Origin of the sequence: Azomonas macrocytogenes, assembly GCF_014191985.1 — a bacterium.
Classification (GTDB): Bacteria; Pseudomonadota; Gammaproteobacteria; order Pseudomonadales; family Pseudomonadaceae; genus Azomonas; species Azomonas macrocytogenes.
This window is the reverse complement of sequence record NZ_JACHXI010000028.1, coordinates 12,972-28,406: the sequence shown is the minus strand read 5'-3', so window position 1 is coordinate 28,406 and position 15,435 is coordinate 12,972. Positions and strand designations below refer to the sequence as shown.

General features: G+C 58.7%; 15 protein-coding genes. 3 read left to right on the top strand and 12 right to left on the bottom strand.

Translation table 11 applies throughout. The features are described from left to right. A partial coding sequence (locus tag FHR87_RS17550) for an NAD(P)-dependent oxidoreductase (RefSeq protein ID WP_183168080.1) occupies window positions 1–402 on the top strand: 402 nt, incomplete at its 5' end. Between the two features lie 102 nt (window positions 403–504). On the opposite strand, the gene FHR87_RS17545 is transcribed toward FHR87_RS17550, so the two are convergent. Further along, the gene (locus tag FHR87_RS17545) at window positions 505–936 is read right to left on the bottom strand and encodes a hypothetical protein (RefSeq protein ID WP_183168079.1); all 432 of its coding nucleotides are present in this window, start codon (window positions 934–936) and stop codon (window positions 505–507) included. Window position 937: 1 nt separating this feature from the next. Here FHR87_RS17545 and FHR87_RS19345 point away from each other — a divergent pair, with 1 nt between their 5' ends. Beyond that, window positions 938–1,573, top strand: coding sequence for a hypothetical protein (locus FHR87_RS19345; protein WP_246336092.1), 636 nt, complete (start codon window positions 938–940; stop codon window positions 1,571–1,573). Window positions 1,574–1,801: 228 nt separating this feature from the next. On the opposite strand, the gene FHR87_RS17535 is transcribed toward FHR87_RS19345, so the two are convergent. From FHR87_RS17535 to FHR87_RS17510, 6 genes are all read right to left on the bottom strand, one after another. Beyond that, window positions 1,802–2,944 carry a PilT/PilU family type 4a pilus ATPase gene (locus FHR87_RS17535; protein WP_183168084.1) on the bottom strand — a complete coding sequence of 381 codons (1,143 nt, stop codon included), beginning with the start codon at window positions 2,942–2,944 and terminating at the stop codon, window positions 1,802–1,804. A 134-nt stretch (window positions 2,945–3,078) separates the two neighbouring features. Then, window positions 3,079–4,104 carry a TRAP transporter substrate-binding protein gene (locus FHR87_RS17530; protein ID WP_183168078.1) on the bottom strand — a complete coding sequence of 342 codons (1,026 nt, stop codon included), beginning with the start codon at window positions 4,102–4,104 and terminating at the stop codon, window positions 3,079–3,081. A 16-nt stretch (window positions 4,105–4,120) separates the two neighbouring features. Then, a complete protein-coding gene (gene uvrD / locus FHR87_RS17525; protein WP_183168077.1) occupies window positions 4,121–6,298 on the bottom strand; it encodes a DNA helicase II in 2,178 nt (725 codons plus the stop codon). 11 nt (window positions 6,299–6,309) lie between these two features. Beyond that, window positions 6,310–7,362, bottom strand: coding sequence for an SMP-30/gluconolactonase/LRE family protein (locus FHR87_RS17520; RefSeq protein WP_183168076.1), 1,053 nt, complete (start codon window positions 7,360–7,362; stop codon window positions 6,310–6,312). 327 nt (window positions 7,363–7,689) lie between these two features. Then, window positions 7,690–8,043 (bottom strand): DUF2790 domain-containing protein, encoded by a 354-nt coding sequence (locus tag FHR87_RS17515; protein WP_246336091.1) that lies wholly within the window; start codon window positions 8,041–8,043, stop codon window positions 7,690–7,692. Window positions 8,044–8,377: 334 nt separating this feature from the next. Then, complete coding sequence (locus FHR87_RS17510; protein WP_420826755.1) at window positions 8,378–9,514, bottom strand: DUF3616 domain-containing protein; 1,137 nt, start codon at window positions 9,512–9,514, stop codon at window positions 8,378–8,380. Window positions 9,515–9,637: 123 nt separating this feature from the next. Between FHR87_RS17510 and FHR87_RS17505 the strand changes: the two genes are divergently transcribed. Continuing rightward, on the top strand, window positions 9,638–10,306 hold the full coding sequence (locus FHR87_RS17505) for a hypothetical protein (RefSeq protein WP_183168075.1): 669 nt from the start codon (window positions 9,638–9,640) through the stop codon (window positions 10,304–10,306). Between the two features lie 276 nt (window positions 10,307–10,582). Here FHR87_RS17505 and trhP read toward each other — a convergent pair whose 3' ends face one another. The 5 genes from trhP to FHR87_RS17480 form a co-directional block, all read right to left on the bottom strand. Beyond that, window positions 10,583–11,974: a prephenate-dependent tRNA uridine(34) hydroxylase TrhP gene (trhP, locus tag FHR87_RS17500; RefSeq protein WP_183168073.1), complete on the bottom strand. Its 1,392-nt coding sequence runs from the start codon at window positions 11,972–11,974 to the stop codon at window positions 10,583–10,585. 196 nt (window positions 11,975–12,170) lie between these two features. After that, the gene (locus FHR87_RS17495; RefSeq protein WP_183168071.1) at window positions 12,171–12,536 is read right to left on the bottom strand and encodes a YidH family protein; all 366 of its coding nucleotides are present in this window, start codon (window positions 12,534–12,536) and stop codon (window positions 12,171–12,173) included. A gap of 248 nt (window positions 12,537–12,784) precedes the next feature. Beyond that, a complete protein-coding gene (locus FHR87_RS17490; RefSeq protein WP_183168070.1) occupies window positions 12,785–13,681 on the bottom strand; it encodes an aldose 1-epimerase in 897 nt (298 codons plus the stop codon). 9 nt (window positions 13,682–13,690) lie between these two features. Beyond that, on the bottom strand, window positions 13,691–14,554 hold the full coding sequence (locus FHR87_RS17485) for an SMP-30/gluconolactonase/LRE family protein (RefSeq protein WP_183168068.1): 864 nt from the start codon (window positions 14,552–14,554) through the stop codon (window positions 13,691–13,693). A gap of 87 nt (window positions 14,555–14,641) precedes the next feature. After that, window positions 14,642–15,424: an SDR family NAD(P)-dependent oxidoreductase gene (locus FHR87_RS17480; RefSeq protein ID WP_183168066.1), complete on the bottom strand. Its 783-nt coding sequence runs from the start codon at window positions 15,422–15,424 to the stop codon at window positions 14,642–14,644. Between the last annotated feature and the right edge of the window lie 11 nt (window positions 15,425–15,435).

Here is a 15,435-nt window from a genome sequence, read left to right as displayed (position 1 = left end):
ACGCATCTCGGTCCGGCAGGCTCTGGGCAGACAGTCAAGATCATCAACCAGGTGCTGGTTGGTATCGGGCTGTTTGCATTGTCCGAGTCGGCCTCTCTCGCCGGCGCGGCCGGACTGGATCCGCAGCAAGTGGTCGAAGCACTATCTGACGGCCGCGCCGACTCTGTGATATTTCGCGAATTCTTCGTGAAATTTGCGAACCATGATTACGCCCCGACGGGGAGAATCGCAAATATGCTCAAGGACATGCAGAACGCACAGGACCTCGGGCGGTCTGTCGGGCTGCCGTTGCCGTTTACGAGTCTGGCTCTCGATCTGAATAGGTGGCTGGTGTCGCGTGGTTTGGGCGATGCCGATATTGCGGCCACTATGGAGTTCTACCGCAGTGCCGAAAATGTGTAGGTGTAGCTGCTCGCAGTTATCGGTCTTGTGCCTACGCTGATTGCAACTGAGGTCGGTCAAGAAAACGTAGTTGTGGTACAGGCCGGTTTTGCTGTCGTGGTATTAGCCGGGCAAGCGCAGGTTGAAGGCGAATGCACCGCTGGGCTGGCCGTTGCCGAAGCCGTCGGAGTCCCAGCTCCAGAGGGTTTGCCGGGTGTTACCGGTGATCAGGCGAGGGGTGTTCAGGTGGTCGCTGTGGATGTAGAAGGGGGTGCTGAAGGTCACTGCGCCGCTGGCGTTGTAGGCGACGGTGACGCCGCCGATCGGGGTTTCGTCCAGCCAGAGGTAGTACTGGCTGCCGAGTTTGCGGCCTTGGTTGTCGAATGTCGTTTCACCGAGCAGTTGGCCATCCGGGGTGTAGAGAAAAGCTATGTTGTGGCTGGCGAGCAGCTTGCGCACGCGTTGGCCGAGCTGTAGTTCCAGGATCTGGACGCGGCCTGCCAGCGCCAGGAGCAGAAGAGGCAGAAAGTCGAGACGAAACATCCTTGAATTCACGATGCGATTCCTTGTGCGGTCACTGCTCGGCAATGGTCTGGCTGAGCGGGTTGCCTTGAGCGTCGTACTGGTAGTGGATCACCCGGCCAGGCTCGGTCACGGTCATGGGCAGGGAGAGCGTGGGGTGCCACTCGGTGGTGATGGTGCGTTCCTGAGGGGTTCCGGCGGCTTCGGTGCGGCTGCTTTCCAGGCCGCGAGTGTTGTAGGTGTAACGGGTGACATGCCCTTGGGCATCGGTCGCGGTCTGAACCTGGCCGTTGGCGTTGTAGGCATAGGTGGAATTGCTGGCCGGGCAGTTGGCGGAGGGTTCGCCTTCGATCCGGGTAATCTTTTTGACGCACTGGACGACATCGAAGTGGTAGATCGTCTGCTTATTCAGCTCGTTGTTTACGGTTGTGGTATCGGAGCCATAAGAGAGGGTGACTTTATTGGCACCACCGGCATGTTCGCTGGAAATGGCTCGGCCTTGAGCATCGTAGGTCCAGGTGGCGTAACGGATGCCTCGTTCGTCGGTGATGCCGTTCAGGTGGCGCGGATAACTGGCGTTTTCGTAGTGGAAGCTTCTGGTCTGGGTTGCCGTGCCGCCCCAGGACTTGGTGAGTTGGATCAGCCGGTTTTTGCTGTTGTAGTTGTATGAAACCGTGAATCCTGCGGTGCTTAAAGAGAGTGGCTGGTAGTAGGTGTCTTGGGTGAAGGTCAGGGTATTGCCAAAATCGTTGGTTACTACCGTAACGTCGCCAGTGGCGGCGTCCCTGCTGCTTGAAACGAAATGGAGAGCCGTGCCGTTACGTGAAACGTTTCATAGTTTCAGCCGTTCAGTAGCCCGTGACACTGATCGCTCCGAGGCAGCCCGTCTGGTCGGAGGTCAGGGATTTTCTTCGGGCGTTTCGAGAGTTTCGAGCTGCAGTTCCAGCCCGTGGCCCGCGGCGGTCTGGGGCGATGTCTTGCCGTCGCCTTGCAGCTTCAACCTGAGACGGACGTTGTTCGCCGAGTCGGCGTTTCTCAGGGCTTCCTCTTCGCCGATGGCGCCTTCGTTCACCAGATCGACCAGGGCCTGATCGAAGGTCTGCATCCCCAGGTTGCGGGATTTTTCCATGATGCCTTTGAGTTCGGTGAGTTCGCCGCGATAGATCAGTTCTCGGATGGTCGGCGAGCCGAGCATGATTTCGACGGCGGCCCGGCGGCGATTGTCGAGGGTTTTGACCAGACGCTGGGAGATGAAGGCCTTGAGGTTATTGCCCAGGTCGTTGAGTAACTGTGGGCGGCGCTCTTCCGGGAAGAAGTTGATGATGCGGTCCAGCGCCTGATTGGCGTTGTTGGCATGCAAGGTGGAAATTGCCAGATGGCCGGTGTCGGCGAAGGCCAGGGCGTGTTCCATCGTCTCGCGATCACGAATTTCGCCGATCAGGATGACATCCGGCGCCTGGCGCAGGGTGTTCTTCAGGGCTGCGTGGAAGCTGCGGGTGTCCACACCGACTTCGCGCTGGTTGATGATGCACTTGCGGTGCCGATGCACGTATTCCACCGGGTCTTCAATGGTGATGATGTGGCCGCTGCTGTTGCGGTTGCGGTAGTCGATCAGCGCTGCCAGGGAGGTGGATTTGCCGGAGCCGGTGCCGCCGACGAAGAGCACCAGGCCGCGCTTTTCCATGATGACATCGAGCAGCGCCGGTGGCAGCTTCAGGTCTTCGAAGCGTGGAATGTCCAGCTTGATGTTGCGCGCGACGAGGGAGACTTCATTGCGCTGCCTGAAGATGTTGATGCGAAAACGGCCGATGCCGTTGAAGGCGATGGCCAGGTTCATTTCCAGCTCGCGCTCGAATTCGGCCCGTTGCTCGGCATCCATGATGCCGTTGGCTATTGCAGCGATGGCGCCGGACTGCAGCGGTTCGGTGCTCAATGGCCGCAGTACGCCGTTGAACTTGGCGCAGGGCGGCGCGCCGGTGGAGAGGTAGAGATCGGAACCGTCCTGGCTGGCCAGGATTTTCAACATCGACTGGATATCCATATGCACCCGTGAAAGGCTGGAAGAGGCGGTAGCGCCTGAATCGGGCACTTTAGGCGCACGGGCTGGCGCTGACAGTGAAGCCGTTCACCGGGTGAAATGATTTATCAATGCCTGTTCATCACTACTGAGGCTCGTCAGCCGTCTGGATCGGCAAGCGCCTGCAACGGGGCGAGTTGTGCCTGGAAGGCTTTCTGCGAGGCCCAGATACGGCCGTTCAGTTCCGCGTGCTGCGCCAGTTCACCAAGCAGTTTTTCCGTTTCAAGCTGCAATGCCGCCAATACCGCCTGGGGAAAGCGGCGTAACTCGGTGCCTGAGCGGCGCAGTTTTTCCTGGGCCAGGGCCGCCTGGTAAAGCTGTTCGCCCAGCATATCCTGGGTGGCAGCACGCGTCGCTGTGTCGAGAATGGCCTGCAACAGGGGCGGCAGGCCATTCCAGGCCTGTTGGTCGATCAGCAACTCGACCGGTTGCTGCGGCGCCTGCCAGCCGGGCTGGTAGCAGTAGCGTGCGACCGGTAGCGCATCGGTTGTCTGCATAACCCCGGCCGCGTCGAGTGCGCCAAGGCGTAATGCCGCCGGGATTTCATCGGCGCGCAGTTCGACAGGTACTGCGCCGAGACGGATCAGCGCCGCGCCGGCAAGACCGGGAAGGTGGATCTTCAGGCCTTGCAGAGCGTCCGGGTGGTCGATTGCCCGATTGCACCAGATCCCCATGGCCGGGCCTTGGTTGCCGGCCAGCAAGGGCTGCAATCCGACTGCTGCCCAGGTTTGTTCCCAGAGTGCCTGGCCACCGCCCTGATTCAGCCAGGCGGCCATTTCCAGCGCTGTGAGGCCGAACGGTTGCGCCTCGAAAAACGCTGCGGCGCTGATTCGTTCATGCCAATGGCGGGCTCCGCCGTAGATCAGTTGGGCTTGGCCATGGGCGAGTTGGGCGGGAATCTCCAACTGTGGCTCGCTCGGCAACAGTTCGACGATCAGCCGGCCATCGCTCAGTGTCGCGATACGCTCGACCAGGCGTCTGGCCGCCGCTTCCAGATCGGGACGGGCGTTGAGCATGCGCCAATGCAACGAGGTGGTTTGCGGCGGCTGACTGGCAGGCTCGTCGCAGCCGACCAGGGCAATGGCCGTCAGACCCGCGCCACCCAGCAGCTGGCGCCGTTTCATGGTGCAGCCTGCTTGCTCAAACCGCTTCCAGCTTGGCGTAGCTCAGCATCAGCCATTTGCTGCCTTCACTTTCAAAGTTGACCTGCACGCGGGCATGGGCGCCGGCGCCCTCGAAATTGAGAATGGTGCCGTCGCCGAACAGCGCGTGCCGTACCCGCTGGCCAAGCCTGAACGGCGTATCCGGCACGCCGGCTCCACTGAAAATGGACGTTTGCGGGGCACAATAGGGCCGGCCCACGGTATTGGACAGGCGCACTTCCTGAAGCAACGAGGGTGGAATCTCGCGGACGAAGCGCGACACCTTGTTGTAGGTTTCGCCGCCGTACAGCCGGCGCGTTTCCGCGTAGGTCACGATCAGGCGCTGCATGGCGCGGGTGATGCCAACGTAGGCCAGCCGGCGTTCCTCCTCCAGTCGACCGGCTTGTTCCAGGCTCTGTTTATGCGGGAACAGCCCTTCTTCCATGCCGACCAGGAACACCAGCGGAAACTCCAGGCCCTTGGCGCTGTGCAGGGTCATCAACTGCACACTGTCTTCGAAGGCGCTGGCTTGCTGATCGCCCGCTTCCAGTGAGGCATGGTCGAGGAAGGCTTCCAGCACGGTCTGGCCTTCTTCCCGTTCTTCGTTTTCGAAGGCGCGGGCGGCGTTGACCAGTTCCTCCAGGTTTTCTACCCGCGACTGGGCTTTTTCGCCTTTTTCGTCGCGGTGGTAGGCGAGCAGGCCGGACTGTTCGATCACGGTCTGGGTCAGCAGGGAAAGCGGCATCTGTTCCACTCTCAACGCCAGGGTATCGATCAGCTCGACGAAGGCATTCAACGCGCTGGCCGAGCGACCGGCAACCGCCTTGGTGCCCACGGCCTGATGCAGTGCATTCCACAGCGACAGGTCCTGGCTGCGGGCGAAGGCGCGCAGGTTTTCCACGGTCTTCTCGCCAATGCCGCGCGCAGGCAGATTGATCACGCGTTCCAGCGCCGCATCGTTGTGGCGGGTCTGGATCAGGCGCAGGTAAGCCATGGCGTTCTTGATTTCGGCGCGTTCGAAAAAGCGCTGGCCGCCGTAGATACGATAGGGAATCTTCTCCCGCAACAACCCTTCCTCCAGCACCCGCGATTGGGCGTTGGAGCGGTAGAGAATGGCGATGTCGCTGCGCGCAAGCCCGGTCTTGAGCGACTGTCCGATGCCTTCCACCACATAGCGCGCTTCGTCGTGCTCGTTGTAGGCGGCGTAGAGGGAAATCGGCTCACCTTCGCCACCCTCGGTCCACAATTCCTTGCCGAGCCGGCCCTGGTTGTTGGCGATCAGCGCGTTGGCGGCCTTGAGGATGCAGGCGGTGGAGCGGTAGTTCTGCTCCAGGCGTACGGTCGTGGCGTCCGGGAAGTCACTGCCGAAACGCTGGATATTCTCGATCTTGGCACCGCGCCAGCCGTAGATCGACTGATCGTCGTCACCCACTACCATCAGGCTGGCGCCGCCCTTGGCCAGGTGTTGCAGCCAGGCATATTGCACCGTGTTGGTGTCCTGGAATTCATCCACCAGCACATGTCGAAACCGCCGCTGGTAATGCTCCAGCAGGCCGGAGTGGTCGCGCCAGAGATCCAGCGCCCGCAGCAGCAGCTCGGCGAAGTCGATTACCCCGGCGCGGGCGCAGGCTGTTTCGTAGGCCTCGTAGATCTTGCGCATGGTGCCGAGAAACAGATCACCGCTGGCCTGGATGTTTTGCGGGCGCAGACCTTCGTCCTTTTTCCCATTGATGAACCACTGGGCCTGGCGTACCGGCCATTTGTTGTCATCCAGGCCCAGTTCGCGAATCACCCGCTTGAGCAGCCGTTGCTGGTCGTCGGAGTCGAGAATCTGGAAGTTCTGGCTCAGCCCGGCTTCCTGCCAGTGCGCGCGCAGCAGCCGGTGCGCCAGCCCGTGGAAGGTGCCGACCCACATGCCGCGCGGATCGAGGCCGAGCAGTTGCTCGATGCGCGAACGCATCTCGGCGGCGGCCTTGTTGGTGAAGGTCACCGCCAGGATCGAATGCGGCGAAGCGTTTTCTACCTGGATCAGCCAGGCGATCCGGTGCACCAGTACGCGCGTCTTGCCGGAACCGGCGCCAGCCAGGACCAGTTGCCGGCCCAGCGGGGCGGTTACCGCCTGGCGCTGGGCATCGTTGAGGGAATTGAGCAGCGGGGAGAGGTCGTCATCGTTCATGGGGCGCGATTCTAGCGTGCCCCGCTCGCATTGACGAAGATGGCGTACAGGGATTGACCGCCGGTGATGAACAGGCGGTTGCCCTTGGGGCCGCCGAACGTCAGGTTCGAGACGGTTTCCGGCAGGTGCAGGGTCGCCAGGGGCTTTCCTTCGGGGTTGAAGACTTTCACGCTGTTCTGCGCCGCGTTCCCCGCCCAGCTGCACCAGAGATTGCCGTCGCTGTCGCAGCGAAAGCCATCGATTGCCGCGCCGGATTCGACCTCGATCAGCACGCGGCCGTTTTCGAGCTGCTCGCCGTTCACGTCGAAGACTCGTAGGTGATTGCGCTGGCCCTTTTCGGGCTGGCCGGTATCGCTGATGTAGAGGCGCTTGCCGTCCGGCGAGAAGGCGATGCCGTTGGGGCGGTGAAAATCATCCGCAACGACCTGGGCAGTGCCGCCCTGCGGATCGATCCGATAGACATTGGTCGGTAGTTCGAACTCGGCTCTGTGTCCCTCGTAGGGACCGAAGATGCCGTAGCCGGGGTCGGTGAACCAGATGGCCCCGTCGGCGGCGACTACCGCATCGTTCGGTGCATTGAGCCGCTTGCCTTGGTAGGCGTCCAGCAGCACGGCGGTACTGCCGTCATGCTCCAGCCGGGTCACCCGGCGGCTGTCGTGCTCGCAACTGATCAGCCGCCCTTCTCGGTCGCGGGTATGTCCATTGGCGTTGTGGGACTGGGCGTTGAATACGCTGACCCGGCCATCGTCCTCGTTCCAGCGCAGCACCTGCGCCGAGGGGATATCACTGAACAGCAGGCAGCGCCAATCGGCCATCCAGACCGGCCCTTCGGTCCAGCGCCCGCCCGTCCACAGACGTTCGAGCAGCGCATTGCCCAGACGCCCCTTGAAGGCCGCGTCGTGGATTTCCCACGCCGGGTCGGGCATCAGCATGGCCGGGCTGCCGTCCCAGTCTCGTTGCAGGCCGAACGGGTCGGCAGCATCGGCAGCCTGAAGGCGGCCTGCGGCCAGGGCGGCGCTGGAAAGTAGCGATACGGTCAGGAATTTGCGTCGGGCAAGAGACAAGGCCAGGCTCCTTGAGTGGCTGAAAACCGAAACCCTGCCATCCTCGGCGGCGCTACCGCTACCTTGATGGTCCGGGCATTTACGCTATCAGTAGAGCCGGGACCTGGCATTCCTGCAATGCAGCAGGAGTCCTGGTGAGCCGTCGCCGGGTAGCATTCGCTGGGTAGTCATGCAGCCAAAGAAGGCTTGTTTATCAACCCTCTTTGGCTGTGACGTTATGGTATGTAGGCCGGCAATGGAGCAGTCACTGGCTTCCTGGCAGAGTTCGGCCCTGAATCTACTTGTGTTTTTACCGAGTGTTCTTGCTAAAGCGTCGAGAACTTGTAGCTAGTTGTCATTGCAATTCTGTCTTTCCTCTTCGAATTCCAGATCGTGCTTCTTGCCCGAGGAATCCTTGTAGATCATCTCCGTAGGTACGACTTTGCAGGGACCAACGTTAGGTTTTGCGGGTGCATTTTCTTCCTGGATGGAGATGACCTCCTTAACGTCCAACTTTTGACCGTCATACTCTTCAACAGGCGGTTTTTTGGATTCGGCTGAGGCAGCCTGTCCGGCTTCGGCCAGATATAACGGAGACTGTTGGGAGCGTATCTCATCCAGAGTTGAGCCTAGAACTGTATTGGCGGTAAAAGCGATGCCTGCAGCACAGGACCATATGGTAACCATGAGAGCTTTTTTCATCTGCATTCCTGATTCTGTTTTCAGTACACGTTAGAAAAGACTTATAAAATGGAGGGCGGAAAGCCCTCTGAGTTCAGCCTCGAATTCTCCGACTGGTCAAAAGATTTGCTCATGCGCTCCTCTTCAGAAAAGAGGCATGATGAATACGAATCATGCATACCACTCGGTTACTGAACGGTTACTGAGTTGAATCTACCGTCACATTGTGGGTGCTTCTACTCGGTACCGGCCACTTGTTATATCGCATGCAGGTCTGTGGAGTTTCCGATAAGTTGGCGACGAACATGGCGAGACGACTTGCCGAATTGCACGTGAGACGGGCTTTCCCGGATCTTCAACCCAGTTTGAAGATATCGGCCGTTACCATGCTTTCCCCCCGCTTGCGTGGTTCGGCTGCAGCGTCGTATACCACCAGCAGCGATGGTTTTGCCTGGCCTTTGCCTGAGTTGAACAGGGCCATGCCTTCGGCATGATCCACCCCTTCACCATAGGGAACCTCCAGGATTCGCTGCAGTTCGCTGGCGGGTACCAGCGCTTCATCCTCAGGAGCCGTGCCGCCCACCCACCGAAAGATGCTGACCGGGCCATCGATATCCAGGGTCGGTCCGGCGAGAATCAGCAGATCGGAACCCTGCACGCACAGATCCCGGATACCCAGGCCACCCAGTTGCAGGAAGTGTTTGCGGTAGCGACGGCCTTTCGGGCCGATGCTTTTGAGGACCAGGGTCGAGGGCTGCGCCTTGTCTTCCTGTACGCCTATTTCCAGTATGACCGCCCAGCCGCGCAGTACCGGGCCACGCAGGCCGAGGAAGATTCGCTCGCCGACGACGGCCAGACCTTCGATATCGAAGCCGTTATCCTTGCCAGGAATCGCGAGGAACGGCCCCAGATGCTTATCGTTTTGCAGCAGTTTGGTCAGTTCGTTACCTTTTTTATTGCTTTCCAGCAGAGCGGCATGGAGTTTCCTGCCATCGTGTATGCCGCTTTTAGCCAGTTCGTAGGTCCCCTCGCTTGCCAGCAGCGGAATCCGCGCCAGCAGATAGCGATTGCCGTCATGGCTGACCTTGGCCAACTGTTTTCTGGCTTTGTCGAGGTCGAGGCCATCCTGCAACTTCGGGTTCTTGCGTTTCAGGCTGTGCGACCCGACCACCCAGAGGTAGTCGCCATCGTAAGCCAGGCCCTCTATATCCGCCTCTTCCAGGTCAGCCGGATCGTCAGCCGTGGCCGGTAACGCAAGATAGTGGCTCAGCAAAAATTGCTTGTGTTGGGCGTAGTGATAGGTGTCTGGCTTATTGTCAGCGTTTGCGAGATGCGTGAGCCTTTCCAGGCTGACCGTCTCGTCGTTTGCCACCCAGAGGGTATTGTCGATCTGTAGCGCAACGGATAACCCATCCCGAAGTGCCTTGCCTTTGCCCAGTTCGTTCAACTGCGGGTCGAATTCCAGTGTTGCAACAGGTGTTTTCTCTACCACGATGAAGCCCTCTGTTCGCCAAGTCAGGCCGCGTTTTCTTTATCGAGTAGAGTAGTCGTCCCATGAATACAAAATGGCTACAGAGGTGATGGCAGGTAGCGTGGACCGATCTTCAAAGGCTGAATGTCCGGGTTGCTTGATTCAGCTCATTTCCAGGTGTCAATAGACGTTCGCTCTGTTGGCATCCACGGTCGATGTACGCAAGATAAGCAGCGTTTAGCCGATAGGTGCGCTCAGTGTGATGAAAGAACAGACCTTCGAAATACCGAGAGCGCTGAGTTTCAGCATGGAGAAGATATGAAGGTTATAAAAATTGAGTGGTTGGTTTTGGCTTGCTTTTTATCCGTTGCATTGGATGCAGGCGCTGAATGGAAATACACCGAGATCAAAGACAAGGTGAGGGGAGAGACGACCTATTTCGCAAAAAACAAATCATCAAATAATAATTACCCCTCTTATGAAGATCTGTCTCTTGATTTTTCATTATTTAAATTGAGAAATAAAAGCAATGTTTCATTTCAATTGAATGGTGGTGTATCCAACTGTTTTTCGCCCAATTTTTGTAATGTAAAAATCAAGTTCGATGATGGAAAAATTCTGGAGGTGAAAGCCAGTAATTCAGTTGAAAAAATAGAATTACTGACGATCAAGAACTCAAGGTTTTTATTTGAAATGGCTTTGCTGGCCAAGAAAATGCAGGTAGAGCTTCCTGTTTCCGATATTGGACTGGTTCAGTTTTCGTTTGATCTGTCTGGATTCAAATGGAAACAGGAGTTTTCCCAGACAATATGAGGGGCAGGAGCCCGCCAAGGTTTATCTACCACTATGAAAAATTAGGCTTGGCCGGTACTCAAGCAAATAGTTCAGATTCGACAGCGCAAGGCAATCCGTAGAAAGCGCTAAAGTCATGAGGCCTGCCGAAAGGAACTCTCGTCAGCAGGCAATTGATTGATTTTTAAACTGAACACTAACGCTCGGCTTTTTATCTACACCAAGAGTTGTTTGGAGTGCATGGGCATGGTGTGTCATCCATTGGGCCAATGCTCGGCTTTTCGGCCCAATGTTGTTTCACCCCCGCGTCGTTGCTCCGCCTTCCAGTTCCCGCATCAGCAGTGCGTAGCTCAGGTCCACGTTTTCCGGCACCGGCAGGTAAAGCGTATGGCCGTCGCCCGGGGCCACCTCCTTGCGCTCGCCTTTTTTGTTTTCCAGGGTTTCCAGGCGGAAGGTGAGGTTGCCCTGCGGGGTCATCAACTCCAGGCAGTCACCGATGGCGAAGCGGTTTTTCACCACTACTTCAGCCAGATCGCCACGGCGCTCGCCCGTCAGCTCGCCGACGAACTGCTGGCGTTCGGAGAGCGAATAGCCGCGCTCGTAGTTCTGGTATTCATCATGCACATGGCGGCGCAGAAAGCCTTCGGTGTAGCCGCGATGAGCCAGGGATTCCAGGGTATCCATCAATGACTTGTCGAACGGCCGGCCAGCGACTGCGTCGTCGATAGCCTTGCGGTAGACCTGGGCGGTGCGCGCCACGTAGTAATGGGATTTGGTGCGGCCTTCGATCTTCAGGGAATGCACGCCCATCTGCACCAGTCGCTCCACATGCTGCACAGCGCGCAGGTCCTTGGAGTTCATGATGTAGGTCCCGTGTTCGTCCTCGAAGGCTTCCATGTATTCGCCGGGACGCTGGCTCTCTTCCAGTAGCATCACTTGATTAGTCGGTGTGCCGCTGCCCAGGGTCGGTTCGATCTGGAACAGGGTTGGCGCTGCAGCAGGAGCGACCGGCGGGACCGGCTCCTGCGCATGGACGATATTGCCCAATTCGTCTTCCTTGCCCGCATAGGTGTTGTATTCCCAGCGGCAGGAATTGGTGCAACTGCCCTGATTGGGGTCGCGGTGGTTGAGGTAACCGGAGAGCAGGCAGCGCCCGGAATAGGCCATGCACAGCGCGCCATGGACGAACACTTCCAGCTCGATACCCGGCACCCGTTCGCGCATCTCGGCGATTTCCTCCAGCGACAGCTCGCGGGACAGGATGGTCCGGGTCAGCCCCTGTTGCCGCCAGAACTCGACGCTGGCCCAGTTGACCGCATTGGCCTGCACCGAGAGGTGGATAGCCATCTGCGGAAAATGCTCGCGCACCAGCATGATCAGACCGGGATCGGACATGATCAGCGCATCAGGCTGCATCTCGATCACCGGTTGCAGGTCTTTGATGAAGGTCCGCAACTTGGCATTGTGCGGCGCGATATTGACTACCACGTAGAACTGCTTGCCCTGCGCATGCGCCTCGTCGATCCCCAGCTTCAGGTGCGCGTGGTCGAACTCGTTGTTGCGCACCCGCAGGCTGTAGCGCGGCTGCCCGGCATACACCGCATCGGCGCCGTAGGCGTAGGCGTAGCGCATGCTTTTCAGCGTGCCGGCAGGGGACAGGAGTTCGGGGCGGAAGGTGGAAGCAGGCATGGCGCGACGACTCGCAGGAGCGAAAAAGGAGGGAAATTTTACTGTGGTTTCGTTCGCAATGGTGATCGAGCCGCGCAATGGTGTGCCTGTCGTTGAGCGTTGCTGCACAAACAGGCTCACTCCTGGGGCGTGAAAAACGTCGAATGACGGGAAAGTAGGCGTCTGTACAGGAAACGACTGGATAATGGGTGTGAAGTCAGGGCATATACAGTGCCAGCATCAGACCGGCGCCGAGCAGGGCGACCAGGATGTTTATGAAAATTCCCCACCTGGCTGCGTAGTCCGCTGGAAATTCGGCGGGATTCAGGGTCCTCAATACGATCAGATATTGGCGGCTTGAAAAAATAGCGGCAAAAGCGCCTAACGCGATGAAGGCCAAGCCAAGCCAGAACGTAACGATAAACGTGGTTACTGACTGATGTTGAGGATTTATCGCCTGAATCAGCAGGCCTGAGCGCTCGACAACGAACCCGAAGGCAATCAGGGCCAGGCTGGTTCTATTCCATGCCAGCAAGGTTCTTTCGGCAGCGAATAACACTCTGGGATCTTTCAGTTCGGACATGCTCTCTCCTTGGTCTTTCTAATGAGTCAGGGGAATCAATAGGGATACTGGATGCATGTCAATGTCTGTGACGCAGGCAAAAAAAAGGCCCGTTCGGGAACGGGCTTAAAATTAGCGTCTCGCAGAAGGTTCATTTCAGAAACTAGCCTGCAATAAAATATTACAAAAACACATGTGAAAATAATGTTAAAGCGATTGACGAAAAGAATATTTATCTAATTAACCCTGTCGATTGGCTGTGTGCTGTTTCACTCCATGCGAGCCAGCCTGGTGACTGTGCTTTCTTGGTCCATCGCAGGCAGGGCGATAGGCTGCATGAGCATTTTCATGTCGATTCGCTGTCCGGCTTGCAGTAACCGCAGGCCGGGACGATCCTGCAGGTGGTGAGCATTGATGGGATGGGATACGGGCTCGAAGCAGAAAAAATCCTTGTCCGGTGGGGTATATAGGATGAAGGTGTCGCTGTGCTCGGTGAGGCATTCCAGTCGGTAACCGGCATCCGGCTGAATGATCGAGAATTCGCCGTTCCAGCCGGAAAACGCATGGTCGATCAAGGTTGCCGGTAGCTCCTTGGCCTTGGTGAAACACCAATCCCCTTCGATCTTCCTTTCATGGCGGGGAAAGCGCTGATTTTTCTCGAACCAGACGGCCCTGGCGCTGGCCTGGAGCCGGGTGTGTTTCCAGCGAGGAAAGAACGGATGCAGCCCGATGCCGTACCAGGCTGGCTCATGGCCTTGGTGTACCACGCTCAGTTCGATGAGCAGCCCTTGCTCGTTCAAGGCAATCTTCTGTTCGGCCTGATAGGGATAGGGTTCTTCGGAGACGAGTCGCAGCAGGGCGGTTTGTGCCGATTGTTCGACAGCTTCCCAGGCCTGATGCCAGCCGGTGCCATGGATAGGGTATGGCTCGTCTTCGAGGACGCAGCGCAGTTGCAGCCAACCCTGGGCGCTCTGGTAGCCGCCGTGCTCTATGCGGTTCGACCAGGGAACCAATGGAAAGCAGGCGACTTTACCCCAGCTGTAGCGATCACCGACCGGGCTTTGCAGCAGGGGCTGTCCTGACGCGAGCAGGGTCCAGCTGGCGATTGCTCCACCAAGCTCGGGAAGCAGTTCGAGGCGGGTTGTGGCGTTCTGCAATACGATCATGGGCAAGCCTTAAAGGATTATCTGGTATTCGGGCAGGCCCTGGGCATCGGGTTCGAAACGGAATGTCGAACCGGCATGGGCAAGCGCGGTAGCGGATAGATGGCTGGTGTCCTGCCAGGCGGATGTGGCAAACAGGGTGGCCAGATGTTCACCCCCGAATGCCACGCAGGTCATGTTCGCGGTCGGGCAGGCCAGGGTGGTTTTTACCTGCCCCTCTGGGGTGTAGCGGACGATGGCACCGGCACCCCAGTTGGCGTTCCAGAGATGCCCGGAGCGGTCCACGGTGGCTCCGTCAGGGTGGTAGCCGAGCTTGGCGCAGTCGATGAACACTTCGGGCTCACCCACAGGCCAGCCATCGGCTGCTGCCAGGGGTTGTCGCCAGATGATGCGGCGTGGCGTATCCGTGAAATAACCGTAACGCCGGTCAGGCGAGAAGCAGATGGCGTTGGGGATGCCGAGGGAAGGAAACAGAACCCGGATTTCCCCTCGATAGTAGCGGTAGATCGAGCCGGCACCGGGTTGGGCCTGTTTACCCATGGTACCGATCCAGAAGCCTCCCCAGGGATCGGCGCGGCCATCGTTGGAGCGGGTCGTGGGGTTGTCGGCTTCCAGGCTGGCGACTCGCTGCCTGTTTCCCGTCTCGATATCGAACGCAAGCAGTTCCGTCTCGCTGGCGATCAGCAGGGTATTGGCATCTATCCATCCCGCCGCCGAGACGAAACTATCGAAACTCCACGCCTGGCTGAAGTCATCCCGTCGCGATAGCAGCGTGCGGCCGATGATATCGAACCAGAAGAGCTGTTTTCTGGCAGGGTGCCAGATGATGCCTTCGCCCAGTGTGCATTTTCGGGCATCGAACACAGAGTGTGTCATGAGCAGTGACCTGGTTTTCCTTGTCAGTGAAAGCCCCGGATTTCTCCAACCGAGAAACCGGGACTGCTCGTCATCGCTGGGGAAGGGTTATACCCATCCCCCGTCGACGATGAAGTTCTGACTGGTGCACATAGCGGAAACCTCCGACGCGAGAAACAGCGCCATATTGGCGATATGCACCGGTTGCAGACTGCCCGGCAGGCATTGGTTGCGCTTGATCGTTTCCCTGGCGGCATCGTCGACCCAGAGAGACAGCTGTTTGTCCGTCATGACCCACCCCGGAACCAGGGTGTTCACCCGGATCCGGTCAGGGCCGAGCTCACGCGCCAGGGCCTTGGTCAGGCCATGGGTAGCTGCCTTGCTGGCGGCATAGACCGGGTAGCCGCTGGCGCCGCTCATCCAGCCGATGGAGCCAAAATTGACGATCGAGCCGCCACCGGCCTCCCGCATCATCGGCGCCACGGCCTGAGCTGCGAAAAAGGCATGCTTGAGGTTGACTCCGACCAGCTGATCGAAGCACTCCGGTTCCAGCGTTTCCAGGGTATGCCGTACATCATTGGCGGCATTGTTCAGCAGGACGGTGATCGGCCCCAGGGTCTTGGCCAGGCCCCGGATGACTTCCTGGTAAGCCGCTGGCTGCGTGATGTCGCTATAGCAGAAGACGGCCGCGTGTCCTGCCGCCGTCAATTCCGCCTCCAGGCGCTCCCCGGCTTGCTGCGCGATATCGACAAAGCCGACCCTGGCCCCCTGTTCGGCGAAGGCCCGTACCAGCGCCTCGCCAATGCCTGATCCACCTCCGGAAACCAGAACCGTCCGGCCCTTGAGGTCCGGGTAAACAGCTTGTAACGCATGCTTGTCATTCGGCGTCATATCGCCCCCTG